General features: G+C 57.9%; 13 protein-coding genes. 5 read left to right on the top strand and 8 right to left on the bottom strand.

All coding sequences use genetic code 11. The annotated features are described in order from the left end of the window. Positions 1–18: 18 nt before the first annotated feature. Complete coding sequence (locus Q1B16_RS19585) at positions 19–1530, top strand: IS66 family transposase (RefSeq protein WP_299793130.1); 1512 nt, start codon at positions 19–21, stop codon at positions 1528–1530. 153 nt (positions 1531–1683) lie between these two features. Further along, positions 1684–2838 (top strand): hypothetical protein, encoded by a 1155-nt coding sequence (locus Q1B16_RS19580; protein ID WP_299793127.1) that lies wholly within the window; start codon positions 1684–1686, stop codon positions 2836–2838. A gap of 21 nt (positions 2839–2859) precedes the next feature. Here the strand turns inward: Q1B16_RS19580 and Q1B16_RS19575 are convergent, their stop codons facing one another. The 5 genes from Q1B16_RS19575 to Q1B16_RS19555 all read right to left on the bottom strand — a co-directional run bounded on the left by Q1B16_RS19575 (position 2860) and on the right by Q1B16_RS19555 (position 9002). Then, complete coding sequence (locus tag Q1B16_RS19575) at positions 2860–4773, bottom strand: type IV secretory system conjugative DNA transfer family protein (protein ID WP_299793125.1); 1914 nt, start codon at positions 4771–4773, stop codon at positions 2860–2862. A gap of 16 nt (positions 4774–4789) precedes the next feature. Next, positions 4790–6718, bottom strand: a complete 1929-nt coding sequence (locus Q1B16_RS19570; protein WP_299793122.1) for a relaxase/mobilization nuclease domain-containing protein — start codon at positions 6716–6718, stop codon at positions 4790–4792. Next, on the bottom strand, positions 6711–7331 hold the full coding sequence (locus Q1B16_RS19565; RefSeq protein WP_299793118.1) for a helix-turn-helix domain-containing protein: 621 nt from the start codon (positions 7329–7331) through the stop codon (positions 6711–6713). Before Q1B16_RS19565 ends, Q1B16_RS19570 begins: the two co-directional genes overlap by 8 nt. 525 nt (positions 7332–7856) lie before the next feature. Beyond that, positions 7857–8033: a hypothetical protein gene (locus Q1B16_RS19560; protein ID WP_299793116.1), complete on the bottom strand. Its 177-nt coding sequence runs from the start codon at positions 8031–8033 to the stop codon at positions 7857–7859. 630 nt (positions 8034–8663) lie between these two features. Then, positions 8664–9002 (bottom strand): DUF736 family protein, encoded by a 339-nt coding sequence (locus tag Q1B16_RS19555; RefSeq protein WP_027238685.1) that lies wholly within the window; start codon positions 9000–9002, stop codon positions 8664–8666. A gap of 637 nt (positions 9003–9639) precedes the next feature. Here Q1B16_RS19555 and Q1B16_RS19550 point away from each other — a divergent pair. The 3 genes from Q1B16_RS19550 (at position 9640) to Q1B16_RS19540 (ending at position 14023) form a co-directional block, all read left to right on the top strand. Then, positions 9640–9813, top strand: coding sequence for a hypothetical protein (locus tag Q1B16_RS19550; protein ID WP_299793107.1), 174 nt, complete (start codon positions 9640–9642; stop codon positions 9811–9813). Between the two features lie 183 nt (positions 9814–9996). Further along, the gene (locus tag Q1B16_RS19545) at positions 9997–12555 is read left to right on the top strand and encodes an SIR2 family protein (protein ID WP_299793104.1); all 2559 of its coding nucleotides are present in this window, start codon (positions 9997–9999) and stop codon (positions 12553–12555) included. After that, positions 12521–14023, top strand: coding sequence for a hypothetical protein (locus tag Q1B16_RS19540; RefSeq protein WP_299793101.1), 1503 nt, complete (start codon positions 12521–12523; stop codon positions 14021–14023). Before Q1B16_RS19545 ends, Q1B16_RS19540 begins: the two co-directional genes overlap by 35 nt. A gap of 43 nt (positions 14024–14066) precedes the next feature. On the opposite strand, the gene Q1B16_RS22385 is transcribed toward Q1B16_RS19540, so the two are convergent. From Q1B16_RS22385 to Q1B16_RS19530, 3 genes are read right to left on the bottom strand one after another with little or no spacing between them, the layout of a single operon-like run. Beyond that, on the bottom strand, positions 14067–14564 hold the full coding sequence (locus Q1B16_RS22385; RefSeq protein ID WP_366140174.1) for a histidine phosphatase family protein: 498 nt from the start codon (positions 14562–14564) through the stop codon (positions 14067–14069). 60 nt (positions 14565–14624) lie between these two features. After that, a complete protein-coding gene (locus Q1B16_RS19535) occupies positions 14625–15611 on the bottom strand; it encodes a hypothetical protein (RefSeq protein WP_299793098.1) in 987 nt (328 codons plus the stop codon). Then, positions 15604–16692, bottom strand: a complete 1089-nt coding sequence (locus Q1B16_RS19530) for an HD domain-containing protein (protein ID WP_299793095.1) — start codon at positions 16690–16692, stop codon at positions 15604–15606. The genes Q1B16_RS19535 and Q1B16_RS19530 overlap by 8 nt, the downstream gene beginning before the upstream one ends. Positions 16693–16733: the final 41 nt, after the last annotated feature.

Raw genomic sequence — 16733 nt, 5'->3', positions numbered from 1 at the left:
TTTTGTTATGCGTCGGGCATGATCGCACCTGATGAATTGCCCGACGACATTGCTGAGTTGAAGGCGATCATCCGTGCGCAGCAGGATCAGAACGCCCGGCTCGAGGCCCTGGTTGCCGCCTTCAAGAAGGCGCTCTTCGGGAGCAAATCCGAGAAGATCGATCCAGGCCAATACGAGCTGGAGCTCGAAGACATCGAGACGGCCATCGCGCAGGTGGAAGCTGAGATTGATGCTGATCAGCGCACCGCGCCCATGCGACCGCCAAAGCCGCGTCAGACCAACCGGGGATCATTGCCCAAGCATCTGGAGCGGGTGGAAGTGGTCATTGAACCCGAGCTCTCCTGCGCCTGCGGGGCTGAGCGTCATGTCATCGGCGAAGATGTCAGCGAACGGCTGGATATTATTCCCGCGCAGTTCCGGGTGATCGTCACCCGTCGCCCCAAATACGCATGCCGATCCTGCGAAGCCGGGATCACCCAAGCTCCGGCACCCGCCCACATCATCGCAGGCGGCATGCCGACCGAGGCAACGCTCGCCCATGTGCTCGTCTCAAAATATGCGGATCACCTGCCGCTCTATCGGCAAGCGCAAATCTACAGCCGCCAGGGGATCGATCTGGATCGTTCGACCCTGGCCGCATGGGTTGGCAAGTCGGCTTTCGAATTGACCCCTGTCTATGACGCCCTGATGGCTGATCTGAAGCGCTCAACCAAGCTCTTCATGGACGAAACACCCGCGCCGGTTCTGGCCCCAGGGCGCAAAAGCACCAAAACAGGATACTTCTGGGCGCTGGCCCGTGATGACAGGCCATGGGGCGGCGATGATCCACCTGGAGTGGCGTTCACTTACGCGCCGGGACGATCTGGCCAGCATGCAGACAATATCTTGAAAGGCTTCAGCGGCAACCTACAGGTCGACGGCTATGCAGGTTACAACCGCCTCCTCAAGCGACCTGCGCAGGACGTGGCGTTGGCCTACTGCTGGGCTCACGCCCGTCGCAAACTGCACGACGTCACTCAGTCAAGCACGGCCCCGATTGCGCAGGAAGGTCTGGCCCAAATCCAGGCGCTCTATCGCATCGAAAAAGACCTGCGCGGTCAGCCAGCCGATCAACGATGCGTTGCACGGCAGGAACGCTCAAAACCCATCATCGACGCCTTCGAACTCTGGCTCGCCCAGAACCGCGCCCGTGTCTCTGCCAAGTCACCGACCGGGGAGGCCCTGAAATACATCGCCAAATACTGGGACGGGCTGATCCGGTTCCTCGACGACGGTCGCATCGAACTGGATTCCAACCCCGTCGAGCGCACCATCCGTCCCATCGCCCTAAACCGCAAAAACGCGCTCTTCGCAGGTCACGATGCCGGCGCGCAAAACTGGGCCGTCATCGCGTCTCTGATCGAAACCTGCAAACTCAACGGGATTGAACCCCATGGCTATCTGTCCGGTGTCCTGATCGCCATTGCTGGCGGACACAAACAAACGGACATCAAAGAGTTGCTGCCTTGGAACTACGCCAAACCCGTGTGAACGGCGCACCGCTTACGCCGATTCAGCTTCCACGAAATGGCGCCGGGAATTCATGCCCGCGGGTTCGACTTCACTGCATATTTAACCGCAGACCATTTTCAGGACCTTGCAGACGACAACACAGACGGACTCGTAGAGCTCGACCCTCCCTCCATGGCACTTGTCGAGACGACAAAAGCCAAGTTGCGCGAGCACTTTCGCGAGCGCGAAACAGAGCGTTCTCGTGGCAAAATCCAGGAATGGAAAGAGGCCAAGATCTATCCCTATGAGGGAAAAACGTCCAATCCTATCGAGATCAACGAAAGACAGGTCTTTGATGTCGTCGCGTTAAATTTGGCGGACTATAGCCCTGAGTTCGAAAAGGCACCATCGAAGCAGCAAAAGCTTATTCTTCAGCTTGTCAAAGCAGCGATTGAAACTGGGCCGGGTGCCCTGCCTGCAATTCTGGAGAGTGTCGTAGACCTTCCCAAGGCTAAGCAAGAGGAACTGGCAGACCTTCTTCGAAAGACCTCGCTTACAGCTGTTATCAATGCCGCAAAAGCTGTAACCGATCGTCTCGAGTTCTTGCGAGCCTTGCAAATCTTGGTCTTCGACCCAGAGTCCAAACGTCAGTTGCTCGAGCGGTCCCAACTTCACCGGATTATTGCCCAAGAGACGTGGATTTTCGGAGAACAGTTTAACCTAATGAATGATGACGAGGATCTATCCGCCGTTCTACGCAGCCATATCGAATTGTTGGGCAGTGACAGTGACGATGGCACTGCTCGGGAAACACCCGCGCCAAGTGCACCAGTTCTCGACGCCGAGGGCAAAGCCGCTATTGTTGATTTGATGCTGTCGTGCCGGATGCCTACCGCGACCGACGAAGAACGAAGACACCTCGTCATAGAACTAAAACGCCCAAGCCAGCACCTCAATGAAGACGTCATCAACCAGATCAAGAAGTACGCAAAGGCCGTGGCGCTCGATGACCGTTTCAAGCACTCGAACGTGGAATGGGACTTCGTCGCAGTGGCCAACCGCTTCACAAAAGACGCAGAGTTCGAGGCGCGGCAAAAAGACAAACCTCGTGGGCTAGTCCTCGAAGTTGATGACCCAGTCAAGATTCGTGTCTGGGCCAAGACCTGGGGAGAGATCATTCAGGAGGCAGAAGGGCGCCTGACTTTCTATAAGCGTCGCCTAGAATATCAGGCGAATGACAAAGAAGCTTTGCGGTATCTGCGCACGATCAACGCAGATTACCTGAGCGAGGAGGTCAAGGAGCGAATCTCGGCACTTGATGCAGAACAAGGCGTGACAATCGTTTAGGTTGGTTGGCCCTTTTCATCTTCACCCACCCAACAACTCCTCGATAAAGTCCTCCTGCCGGTCGAGCGACGCCTCCCATTCCTTCGGCACGGCCGCTTCCCGCTCGAGCGTCTCCGGCTCTGGCTGCCCGCGCCCGGCCTCCAACGCCATCACGCTCATCGTCCGTGCCTCGCGGCGCTGCGAGCGATCACGGGCAGGCGCGCGTTCGCCTGGTTTCGCCTGCTCGTCTCCGCCGGCCTCATCACCACCGTCGCTACCCCAAGGCCCCGCACCCTGCACACTCGGCGGATAGGGAAAGGGCTTACCCTCCTGTCGGGCCAGCATCTCCTTGAAGAACGGATCGTCGTAATACTTGATCCGGCTCGCCTTGATCGGGTGCTGCGGCGAGGCGAGGATGATGACCTCATCCGGGTTCATCAGACGGGCTTCGGTCTCGGAAAGCAACGGCCGCTCTTCCAACCGCGCCGAGGTCGAAGTCGCGCCGAGGAAGCCCTTGTTGCGGCCATACACGCGGGTGACCGCCTCGCGGGTCGTGCTGCCCACGGCGGCGGAAACTTCTTTTACAGTGCGCTGGTCCCGCGGGGTAATATAGAGCTTGAGCCCTGCCCCGTTCTCGAGGCTCTCGCGGCCCTCGGGTCCGTAGATCCGGTCGAGCGAGGCCAACGACTGCGCAATCATCGCGACGCGACCACCGTAACTTGCCAGCGAGTGGATCGCGCGTTCGAGATAGGGCATCGCCCCCATCTGCTGGAATTCGTCGATCATCATCATGACCGGCCAAGGCTCGTCCGGGCCGGGCTCGTTCAGCCGGATCGAGGCAATGAGATCGGCGAACATCAAGCGCAGGAGCGGCGCCAGCGTCGCGATGTGATCTTCGGAGACGGCGATGTAGAGCGACTGCGGGGTCTTCCGGAAGGTCGAGAAATCAAAGTCGCTCGCCTCGGTGGCCGAGCGCACCGCCGGGTTGTCCCATTGCTTGAGACCGGCGGTCATCAGGGCCTGGATATTTGAGGTGAGCAGGCGCGAGGAGGCCGAGGCGGCATTGGTCCAGAGCTCGCGCAGGATGTCTTCCTCGGCCTCGTCTGCATAGGTCTTGTACTGCGCGTTCTTGTAGTCTCCTCCGGCGACGATCTTGTTCACCTCGCCAAGGCTCGGCGTGCCGCGCTGGATCGCCAGTAGACAGGCGGCGACGAAGATCGACTTGCCCGCCTCGGAGAAGGTGTCGAGGGTCTTGTTGTCCTTGTCGAGGAAGAGGTCGGCCAGGATCGAAACCTCTGTGAAGCGCTGCGCGAATGTCGGGGCTTTGGCGATCCGGGCAAGCGGGTTGTAGCGATGCGTGGCGTTGGCCCAGTCGAAGGGGCTGAAGCGATAGACCTCGTCGCCGTTCACCGCCCGGAGCCGCGCGGTCTTCTCGAAGTTCTCGCCCTTCACGTCGAGCACCACGACCGAGCCCGCAAAGCTCAAAAGGTTCGGGATCACGAAGCCAACGCCCTTACCGGCACGGGTCGGGGCCACCATCATCACATGGGGGATGGTGGACGAAGAGATGAACTCGGCCTTGGAGGTCGGTGCGCCAAGCTTGCCGCAGACGAAGCCCTTACCGGGGGCCTGCAGCATGTCGTTCTTCTTCAGCTCCGCCTTTGTCTGCCAGTGGGCCGAGCCGTAATCGTCGCGCTCCTTCTTCCAGGTCCAGGCGAGCGCCAGGGCGCCGAGGCCGATAGACCCGAAGCCTACAGCGCCGAAACCCACCTTGAAGGCCTCGGGGTGCGCCGCGCGCGTGCCCGTGCTCGCCTTCCAGAGCGCCAGCATGTCGAAGCTCTGGAACCCGGTTTTCAGGGCCAGGGTCAGGTAGAAGGCGGCGACGATGGTGCCGATGACGGCACCGCAGATCACGCCGAAGAGGAGTGCTGCCCAGAGGGGAAGTGTCTTGGTCATGGTGGTCATCTCCCCTTTAGAATTCCATCTCGTCATCGAGTCCGCGGTCACGTCCTAGATCACGCCCCATTTCCTGCGCCTCCTGCTGGCCACGCAGCCGCGCAACCTCGGTCGCCTTATCCTGCTGCAACCCGGCGGCGCGATCGGTGAAGACCTGGTCACCGGTCTCCTCGAAGGTCATTTCGAGGAATTCCTGCGTGACGGTGATCTGGTCGAGCTTGCTCGGCAACACTGCGTCCAGCACCTGGAAGTTGCCGCGCCGGAGTTCGGCCAAGCCCTCTTCGCCCAACTCCTTGAAGAGCTCGGATTGCAGGGTCCGCTCGATGGTCTCTTCCTGTTCCTCGGTGAGCTTGCCGTCCCGCAACATGTCGGCGAGGTCCTGCAGGTAGGGATTTGGCGTCCGGTCGTCTTCGTCGATAAGCGGCAGGATCTCCTGTTCTTCGTCCGCGAGAGTCCGACCGATCTCGACCCCAAGTTCCTTGGCCCGCTCCATCAGCGCGTCCATGACGCCGTCGACCTTTTCCAGCGCGGCATCGAGCTGGTCGTCACTCGCGGTCTCCACGCTCAGACCGTCCTTCGCCAGCACTGCGTTCATGTCGCGCTCGACCCAGTCCTGCGCCATGCCGTAGTTCCGCGTACCGCCGGCAGCGATCCGGGCCACCAGTTCCTCGCTGTCCATGCCTTCTTCTTCGGCGCGCTCGAGCACGTCGCGTAACCCCTCGTCGTTGCCGGACTTCAGCGCGGCGATCAGCACCTCGCTGCCCGCCCCCGGCGGATAGGGTTCCTCGAGCTGCTTGCCAAAGCGCGCGCGCAGCTCCGGGTCTGGCACCATCTGCGAAAGGTCCGCGATGATCGGCGCGGCCTTGGCTTCAAAAGCGGCACGCTCGGCCGGATCCAGTTCTTCGGCCTTGAGCCTCAGCGCCTCGATCGTGCGCTCGGAATAGTCGATCGCGTCACCGACGGTCTTGATGTCCTTCATGTCTATCTCTCCTTCGGTGAAGTTCCACGGCGTGCCCGAGCCAAGCCCGTCCGCCATGCCGCGTACGGCGCGCGCCATGTGACGCTGGTCCATCCGGTCCAGCAGGTCGGCAAGGTTCTTGTAGTCCTTGGCGAAGCCCACCACCTGCGCCTGCGCGATGGCGGATTCTTGGGCCGTCATGACAATCTCACGCGGCAGGCGGGCCTCTTCCTTGGCGCGGTAGAATTCCTCGATCCCGGCGGGCTTCTCGAAGATGCCCCGCTCGAGCCGGGTGGTGGCGTCGAGCATGACGCCGTAGCGTTCGGCGATCTCGGCCTGCTTCTCGCGCATGAGCTGCGGCGACATCACACCCTCGGCCCAGCAGGAGAACCAGGTGCCCTTCTCGACGCCGCGGTTGTTCAGGATGATATGGGCGTGCTTGTGCGCCCGGTCGTCATGGACCGCGAGAACATAGTCCCACTGATCGCCATATTCACCGCTCTCGAAGAAATGCTCTGTCCAGTCCATCGCGATGTCGCGCACCTGGTCGACGGTCACGTCGGTCGGGAATGACAGCAGCATGTGCGAGGTGAAACCGAGCTTGGTCGAGCCGCGCCAGGTCCCGGCCCAGGCCTCGATGATGTCTTCCTTCTGCTCGTCGGTCAGGACCTCCGCGTCGGTCAGCGTGTTGGTCATCGTCGAGTAGGTGTAGACCGCCTTGTCATTGATGTAGGAGATCTGCGCCCCGAGCGAGGTGCGCGTCTTGCACCCCCCCGCCCGGATCCGCTTGAAGACCGCCGCGCGGCTCTGTCCCGAGGCCGCCTTCAGCGCATTGCGCGCCGACATGGATCCGACGCGGGCGAAGCTACGCCCCTGTCGACGGCCCGCCAGCCGCGCATCGATCCGCGCCGCGGCCTGACCCCGGATGCGCTCATCCTCCCAGAGCCGCCCCATGACCGAGGCGTAGAGGGCGAGCGGGTCAGCCATTCCTGACAAGCCTCAATCCGCGTTCGATCGTGCGCGGGCCACCCTCCAGAACCGCGCTCTCCGCCCCCTGCCCTTCTTCCTTTTGCGGCCACTCCTGATGACGCAGCGCCTGCGCCGCATCCTTCATCCGGCCCATCTCGCGGCTCATCGACTGCGCCAGATCGAGCAACTCGATCAGCACCGTGCGGTCCGTCTCCGAGACCTCCAGCCGACCGCGATGCACCGCCTTGGCGAGCGCGAGTCCGGCGTCGCTCACATCCTTCGCCTGACGCCATGCGGCGCAGAATTCCGCCACCAGATCGCGTGGGACATCGAGGAATCCGCACCGTCCACGCAGCACCGCATTGAGCGCCTGCGACCGGTTGGCATAGCCCCGCGCGCGCCACTCCGCGTCAAAGGCTTCCAGCTCGGATCGGCTGGCCCGGAAGGCCACGGTCTCGCTCGGATCGCGCACCGCGATCCCCTCGCCCGCCTCCTCTTTCGCGAGCCGGTTCACGTGGCGCGAAGAGATGCCAAACGCCGCCGCAAGCTCTTTCGCGCTCTCGCCCGCTGCAAAGCGCCGCGCAACTTCGATGCGCTGTTCAAGCTTCAGGTTTTTCGCTGGCCTCGGCACTAGGGCGTTCTCCCGCTTCCAGGAAAAGGGTGCATGCGCAGACGCGCGCGAGGCAGCGATTGCCCTAGGTCGCGTTCGCGTGCGGCGGAGCATTCAGCTTTGCGGGAAACGCCCATCACAGACCCCTCGGACAAAATGTGCAAACATTGGCCATATCCTGCCAACGTCTTCCTTCTCTCCTTCGCTTATACTTCAATACATCACATTGCGCAATATTACGTTTTGCATTCCGTGTCTTTTTGCGGGAAATGAGGTGTACTCAAGACCGCTGCGCAGCGCGGCATGGAACGGACGCAGTTCACAATGATACGCGGCAATCAGGTCAAAAGACTCTGCTGAAACTGTTTCCCAATCAGCAGGTGACGACAGGCAAATCGAGCGCCCGAGCCGGTCACGGATCGGGCGCCAGGAACACGAATACGGCCCGCGCGAGAAAGCGCGGCCACACCCTCTGAGGGCGTCACGAAGCTTCTGAGGGTCGACGTCAGACCCCTGCGGATTCGAAGACCCGCAGGGGTGTCTGGGTCAGTGACCCAGTCCCTGATTGCGCAGATCGTCGTAGCGGCTGCGGGCGATCAGAACCTCGGTCTCGAGGCTGTCGAGGGTCTCCGGATGGGCGTCTTCATCAAAGGCGGCGAGGTAGGCTTCGAAGGCCATGTCGGCTTGCAGTTCCGCGAGGTCGATGGATTGTTCGAGTGTCATGGTGTGATCCTTTCCGTTGATCGTCGTTGGACGGATCGTGGAAAAGACCGGGGGCATGAGAGCGGGCTGCACCCGATAAGGGGCGGAATGAAATGGAGCACGCCGGGGGCAGGTTTGTTGTGAGCGATGCCTCGGCAGCGCTCAAGGCGTCAGCCGTCCAGAAACCTGCCCCCGGCGTTGGTGACCGCTCGACCCCGGGCTAGCGATCTCTGAGGCCAACAAGTCGACGGAAAGGTGCGCGCCGGTGACCCTGACGTGAGACGTTGCCCAGGGATGCATGACGTTGATTTGCGATTTCGTTGCCTGCGGCGCAGGGCTCGTTCGCCGCCCCAAGGAGCTTCGCCAAGACGACCTAGGCGCGGGTTACTCGACTGAAAGAAGGGGCGCGCTTGCCTCGCTCAGCGGGCTCCCAGTTCTCGCTGCTGACTTTCGGTTCCGCCTCAGGTTCCCGCGATCCGCGCTGTCACTGAACAGAAAGATCGAAGTCGCGTCAGCGACCTATCCAGTCCGACTATCCGCGTCGGCGTCCGAAATATACCGCATCCTTCGGACACCGATAGTGCACCAGTCGAGGACAAGTTCCCCCGGAACGAGAAAGAGCCAGACCGCCGGAGCGGTCTGGCCGTTGGCTTAGGCGGCGTCCTTGGGACCCCAGGGGATGATGGCCTGCAGGGACAGATCGTCCTGGTTTGCCGCCTTGCCGAGGTTGGCGTTGAAGCCATGGTCACGGATGGTCAGCGTGTAGTAGTCGGCGCCGGTCTCCTTGTTCTGCTTCTTCCAGATGCCGCCGCACTCGACCAGCTTGCCGCGCGGGGAGCGGCCGAGGACGCGGTGCGTGGGGGCCATCGGGTTCGCGCTTGCGACGGGTTCGACCGTGATGTCGAGGTCGAAGGTCAGGGTCGAGATGGAGCCGACGCCCTTGGCGGTTTCGATGTCGGCGCTGGTGAATTTGATGCAGTTCGTGGTCATTGCTCTTCTCCTTGTTTGCGTTGCAATGATGGTCACCTTGCAGCTGGCCAAGGTCCGGCCACACCGAAGGCGAAGCGCAGCGGAGAGGGGCAGGCGCCGGTCTTTTTGCTCCGCGAAGAATGGCCCGCAGGGTCAGGGGAAAAAGATCGGCGACAACCCTTGTGAACGGGACGACAGCTGCGACCAGCATGTCATGCAACTCAGACAAAGGGAGAAGTGCGTTGGCCGCGAAGGAAACTGGGTGAACTGCAAACAGAGTAGCTGCGGGGGCGGTGTCTTCTCTGTCTTTTTGCACCGATCCGGACCCGGGCGAGTCAGAGCTTTGCCTGCCCCTGGCTCACGTGCCGCGACGGCTGGTTTCCTTGGCAACCCGATGTGTGTCGTCTGGAAGAGCAGCAGGCAGACCGTCGAAGCCTCGACACTGTGCTCGGCTCACCCGGATTTCGAATGGACCCTCCGCGGCAGCCCGACAACTTGCGATCCGCGCATCACGACCATCGCCGGCCTTATGCCAGCTGCGGCCAATGCGATCGCGCGGTCGTCGACCATCGTTTGCGACCTAGGATGACGGGGCGGCACAGCATGTCCGGCAAAGCACGGAACAACACCGGCCGAGACGCGAGGTACGAGATCACTGATGTCACACGCCCGCCCCAGCGACCGTTACCGAATGGCCGAGATGAAGCGTTGCCTCGACCATGCGACGGCTGGCCAGGCTGGCTCCGGAGGAGACTGCATCGCCAGCGGCACGTCGCAGGGAGAGGTGGCGTTTCAGCTCGGGGAGGGCGGCTGCGTTCAGCCGACCGACTAGGGCGCGGTCCTGACCAAAGGGCAGGAGGGGCCAAAATCGACAAGACGGGACTTCTGCGGGGGTAATCAGTCAGCCTCGAACAAAGGCATTAAGCTTGTCAACAAAGTGTGCGCCAGGATGAAACGACCACAACACCGAGTATATATTCTTGTTTTGTTCGCAAGATGGAGTAATTGTTGGTCTATGTCGCACAAGTCATCCATCACGATTCTCTCATCACTCTTTCGCCCAGAGAATGATGCTCGGCCTACACTGCTGCTTGGCGCAGGCGCGTCCTTCACATCAGGCATCCCTTTGGCAGGCGAAAGCGTTCGCAGGCTTGCCAAACAGGTATTCGCAGAACGTGAACTCTGCGGTCGGGTTCCAGTTGATCAAATAAAACCATCCGAATGGGTGAACTGGCTCAGGAACCACGATTGGTTTTTGCCAGGTGAAGAAAATCTTGCTGAAAACTTTCCGCTGATTATCGAACATCTGCTTCAGCCCGAAGCTTACCGGAGGAGACTCCTGCTGGAGCTTACGAGTATCAAAGGAGACATTGGAATCGGCTACCACGCACTTGCCGATCTGGTGCTCCGTGGTTTGGCAGGCACTGTGATGACCACCAATTTCGATCTGTGTCTGCCCAGAGCATTGGCACAGAAGCACCCCCACATCCGCCATGTAGCAGAAGTGAACCGAGGGGAGAGTGACTTCAATGAATTTAGCCTTTTTGCCAAAGCACAGATTGTGTGGCTTCACGGCAAGGCCGAACAATATACCGACCGTAATCTGATAGAAGAAACCAAGACACTCGAAACGGTTCTGCTAGATCATCTTCGCCCGTTGCTTGATGCAACTCCTCTCGTCGTCATGGGCTACCGCGGGGCGGAAGACTCGATCATGCAGTCTTTGCTTGGCGACGCAAACCAGAAATTCAGGCAGGGTGTCTACTGGTGCACAAGAGGGAGCGAAGCCCTACATCCCAACGTCGAAGCACTCAAAGCACGATTGGGGCGAAATTTTCAGCAGCTGGAAATTTCCGGGTTCGACGAGGCTATGAGAGACCTCAACCTTGAGCTGGCTGGAATTCAACGCTTTGCTCAACCAGTCACATCTCAGGAACACCAGGAATTCGACGATCTTGTTTGTGAAGGAGCCACGTGGGCGGACATTGATGCTGATCTGGCACTGACTACTTTGAGGCGATATTGCGAGAAGCTCGAGCGCGGACCCGTGTCATCAGCAGAATTGAAACCATTGATGCGCGAAATTGGATTACTACGTAAAGATCCCGAGGGAAACGAACTGCCAAGCAACGGCTGCGTGCTGCTGTTCGGTAGGCAGCCTGAGCGGTTCTTCCCACATTCTGTCTTGACCGCTACAATTTCCGACAAAAAGCGAACGGTCTTTCAAGGCAACCTTATCAAACAGTATAATGAAGCGTTGAACTGGCTGGAAACCAAGGATGTAAACCCCGAGATCAAGGTCAAAGGCAAACAAAAGCATGTATCTCGTCTTGCTTATCCGGAACGCGCACTGATTGAGCTGCTCGTAAACATGATAGTTCACCGCGACTATGAAGCTCGCGAGCCATCCACAATCAACGTCGAGGACAATTACAGCATAACATTTACGAACCCTGCTAGCATGTCGGCTAGGTCTAAAGTTCGCCTCGCAACAGATGAGAATGGCGCTTTTGATCCAGTCCCCGAGTTCAGCGACTTGCGAAACAGATCCCTGTGCGATGTCTTTTTCGGGATCAGTGCGATGGAGCGCGCGGGAACAGGACTGATCGATGCACTCAGTCTTTGTACCGATGCAGGTGGATCGTCACTATTTGCGTTTCCGCCAGGTGCCGAGCGGTTCGTTGGTAAGCTCTTTCGCCCAGGTGCGTCAGCAGGGTCTGCAGCAGTATCGATCGACAGAAGGCCGATTGGAACCTACACCCTCAACACATTGGTCTTCTCGGCAATCCCACAGTTTATCACGAAGCTAAGGGTTCATGGGGGTTGGGCAAACCTCAAGTCAAAAGCAGCATTGACGGAGGCCGGGCCATTTGTCTTTGAAAGTAGATCGAATTTGCTTTGGACCTTCCTAAACCCCGCTCTTTCCTCCGCCATCTTTGGCGATGCGATGGAGGGAGAACTTGAAGAAATTCCCCTTTCCACAGCCGACGACGATCCAATCCTGCACAAAAAGATTGCATGGCTAATGCGCAAGCACTTCGAAGGGTATTTGCGCTCCTTCGAGGTGGATGGCCTAATGATCGAAAAGACCAAGAAAGGTTTTCCAGCAAAGCGCGCTTACTTCAAGAGTAAAGGGCAAAGAAACCGCACAATCATTTACGACAGCCCATTGAGAAAGGGGATAAGAAGGGATGTGGTCAAGAGACGCGGCGATGACAGTCTCCCTTGGTTTGAGTGCGAAGGTTTCGGCTATGAAGTCGTCCGATTTGGCGAGGGTTGGGGCGTAAGGATTAAGCCGTTTTACATGTTCACCAAGAAAGACGGTCAATCGCCACTGCCGGGTTACCTCAGAACAAAACGGGCAACACGCAGAATAAGGTTCGACAGGAACACTAATGTCGAAAGCGATTTCGCGTTTTGGGGACGCTTCTTATCGAGAGGTCAGCAAACCATAAGTATCGGCGATGGCCATGTGCAAGACCTCATACTGGAGGGAAGTTTCTTTACTGCCGATGTGACCGAAGAAGGATTACTGACTGATGACAGTTCAGCTGAAGATCGACGTCCTGCGTGAACCTATGCTCGAGTTCTCCAACGGAGAGCTCGATGTTGATCCGCGGCGCGCTTTGCCCTTGTCTGGACCATCGGACGATCGTGGTGAAAAGGTTATTCGCCTTGGCTTTGTTGGACTTGCTGACGATGTGAGCGCGGCGACAGAGTGGTTCTCAAAACTCGAGCAGTTCATGCCGGCGAAAGAAAAGAACTCTCAACGCTATAGAGACTGGCCGGGGCTCAAGAGTGCACTCAATGCCCGGTTTGAAATCGATGAACGCCAGAAGCGTGTTATCGACTCGTCAAAGTACCAGCTGCTTATGAATGAAGCTCATCGCGGCCAGAAGTTCGGCGAGCTTGTCGAGCTTTTCGACGATGCGATCGCCAGTCTTTATGGCGATGAGGCACCGGATTGCATTGTCCTTTGCATAAAGCCGGAACTCGGCGACCTGCGCGCGGCCAATCCAGGACTTAGCCCCGAAGAACGACATGCGCTCGAGATGGTGAGAGCAGAAGAAGAAAGCGACCAGCTCGCACTCTTCCAGCCAACGCCAGAAGAACTGGAGGCTGCGAGTGCGCTCCAGACTATGGCTGACGACCTTCTTTTCAGGACTTTCTATCGCGCACTCAAAGCACGGATTATGTCAGACAATCAGTCGGTTCCCGTGCAAATCATCAGGCGGGAGACAATCGATCGCCCCGATGACACGGGGCACAGCCATGCAACCCGAGCCTGGAATGCTGCGGTTTCGATATACTACAAAGCTAAAGGTATACCTTGGAGGCCGGCAGACCTGCCAAAGAACGTTTGCTTTGTGGGTGTTTCCTTTCACCACATGAAGAAGCGCGGCGGGCATCTCGTTTATGCCAGCGTAGCTCAGGCATATTCAACTGACATTGAACCATTTGCGATCAAGGGCGCAAACATCGATCATAACCAGAAACGAGACAGACAACCGTATCTCGACGAAGATCAGGCCAGCGGCTTGATGGAGCAAATACTGAACGAGTACGAGAAAAGAGCGGGCGTGAGTCCAGATCGAGTGGTCGTGCACAAGACGAGCCACTATCAGCCAGAAGAAGAAAACGGGTTCCGCAAGATAGCGGACCAGCGCGTAGCTAACTGCGATTTAGTTTGGCTGCGCAATACATCTTTTCGCGTCGTTCGAAAGGGAACAGAAGAGCCTTGGAGGGGGACGCTATGTTCACTTGATCAGCATGACTATTTATTCACCAGCGGTTACATTCCATGGTGGAACGAGTTTCCGGGAATGCATATCCCAGCTCCGCTAGAGATTGGGAGCATGGGGGAAACAGATATTCGTGCTAGAGCGCACGAAATCTTGGCGCTTACCAAGATGAATTGGAATTCAAGTGATGGCATCACTAGGCTTCCCATCACTTTGCTTTTCGCAAAACGGGTTGGCGAACTCATGTGCGAGCTGTCTGACAACGCTACGCCCAACCCTTCTTACCGATTCTACATCTGAGTTTGGTCCTGCCTTTGGTGCTGAATCTGATCCACTTTGAAGTTTAGCTTGCTGTCACTGTGCGGAGCCCCCACGGAACCAGGATGGGCTTCGCATGCGGGATTCGACGGCGAGACTTATCACTTTCCGCTTTCTCCAGTGCATAGCGGATAACTCCGGAGTGTGTGACAACCAAGGGTCTGTCCGAAGCAGAAATCAAGTCTAGCGCGACTGCAATCCGATCCTGAAACTGCGAAAGAGTCTCCCCTTCTGGCGGATCTACAGTTGTGTCGCGCTCTGTGTGGTGGCGCCCTTCGTAAATTCCCCAGCATCGCTCTTCCAAACCAGGAACGAAGGTGATCGGGAGGTCCAAAGCGCGGGAGACAAACTCTGCCGTTTGCTGACATCGGAAGAGTGCACTCGAAAACAACGTTCTGACTTCCAGGGAATCGAGTTCGGTAATCATAGCTTTAGCCTGCTGAATTCCACTTTCACTCATCGGTAGATCCGTCTGTCCCATTACCAAGCCTGCTTCATTCCAGCTGGTTTGACCATGCCTCATGAGAAGAATTCTGCGCCTCGGTTGATATCTCATCGCACACACCATACTGCTGGAAGCGCCTCACAGAAGGAGGGCAGATGCGATTTCCTTATGACAACTATCCGGTCCAACCAGCAACGTCTCCAGAGCAGTTCGAAAATCCCGCGCGACCTCCACGAGCTCCGAATATGCTTCCGTTTCCATACCAGACCGCCCGGCTAGGCTGAGTTGGCCGCGAATATCAGCATCGTCCAACGAATTCAGGAAAGTCGCATACGCGGCCAGAACCGGACCGGTTTCGACGACACCGAAGACATCTCTGAGTCGGTCAATTGGTGGAACGGCGAACATCTGTCTCAGCGTTTCACGCTTGTCTGCCGCAGGCATGTCCTTGGTCTTACAGATGGCGGCAACACCGCCGAAATAGAGCATCATTCTGGCGAAGCGGAGCTTGATCAAGCGGATCGCGCGTGGCTTTGCTCCGTCTGCAGTCTTTTGTTCGAAGTCCACACAGATCGTCCGCCAGTATCGAATGATGTCATTTAAGAGGTATCGACAGAGCTTCCGATCATCGATTTCATTATCGACATAGTGGCTGATGAGGTCGATCCTGACTTTATGGAAGCCATCGGAATTGTGAAGCCACTCTCCTTCCAAAAGGAAAAGCATACGGCGCGTTGTGAATTCGTTGGTATCCGCCTCGCCACCGATTCTTTGGAGGAGCTCTTCCACAGGTAGAGGGTTCTCAAACACCCCGTTATGTGCAGGCATCTTGATGCCAGCACTCTTCAGCCGTTCTCGGAATGTGCTCTGAACAACTTTTGCTTTGTCTACATCGCCGTTGCGCACGAGAAAGAAGAGATCGACGTCAGAGCCGCTTGTCACCTCTCGGCGCGCCACGCTGCCATTCACACCAACAACGATATTCGCATCTTGACGGATGACATCAACGGCGATCTCCCGCATGAGGCCGATCTGACGTTCCGCCTCATCCTTCGCTCTTTGAAGCGCTCCATCGACCTCTGTCGCATCACTTAATCTTTGAATCACAGTCATTTCTTCAGTCAAGGAGCTCGGCTAGACTCTTGGACATTACTGTCTTGGTCTGTCTGTAACGATGGTTGATTGATTTCGGGTCATTAAGCGTCGACTCGTGCTTGACGTAAAAATCGCGCTTTTTCACCGTGACATCCTGCAAAAGCCAATCCGTCGGGAGTTCGAAATCCGAATTCTGTTCATTACGGGAAACCTGGCTGAGATAGCTAAACAAGGTTGGATGCCGACGGCGGAGCAAGCCCTCAGTATTGAGGAAATCATTGACGGAAAATTCATTCAGATTGGAGCGCATATATGCTTGAGCGACTGCGTCTAGGACTGCTCCACGATTACCCCCAATGAAGAGATTGTAGACGTGGTGCTTGAGGCGCCAGAAAGCGTCGAAATCGTTCTCGATCGTCGATGCTCGACCTCGGGCCCAACGACGAACCACACTCTCACAGCTCCCAAACGCCGGCCGCCGCGCTATGAATGCACGACATCGATTGATCCCCTCGAGCGTGTCGAGATTGATCTGATTAGAAAACAGAAAACCGACATCTCCGTCATGCTCACCTTCAATTAGCGCCAACACCTCATCTAAATCAACACCAGCGTCGGCAAGAACTTCTGGAATCTCATCCCCGAACGCCACCTCACCAGTGACGAGGTGGCGGGTCATAATATGATGGTTGATACCAAACTCTGCCTCGAACACAGGTTCCAGCGTATGAGAGAGCGGCCCATGACCGACATCGTGTAACAATGCCGCGCTGAGCAGAAGCAGCCTCCGGTCATCCGGAAGGTCTGCCTCGCGCGCATATATGTCTGCCAGCCACGCCACGCTAATGGAATGCTCGAGGCGGTTGTGTCGGCGGCGGTGCCCAGCTCGACCAGAGCCGTGGCGAACGTAGTCTATGGCTCCAAGAAAGCCGATCCCGGAAAGGCGCCTGAGTGCCCGGGTGGAAAGTAGTGCCCCGACCACGGAGTCAGAAAAGACATGGCGTGCGTCGGATCTATAGGCATCCACTGCACCATCAGCCAACGTGGGTGCCAGCGCTGGTTGGACGATGCTACTCATCGCCTTTGTGGAAATCTGATCAAGCGCCACCATGGCTCCCATCTATTCGTTCAATGCACCTTGTACATAGTGCT

The organism is uncultured Marivita sp., assembly GCF_947488135.1.
Classification (GTDB): domain Bacteria; phylum Pseudomonadota; class Alphaproteobacteria; order Rhodobacterales; family Rhodobacteraceae; genus Marivita.
The sequence above is the reverse complement of the archived record's forward strand: the minus strand, read 5'-3'. Positions and strand labels throughout refer to the sequence as shown.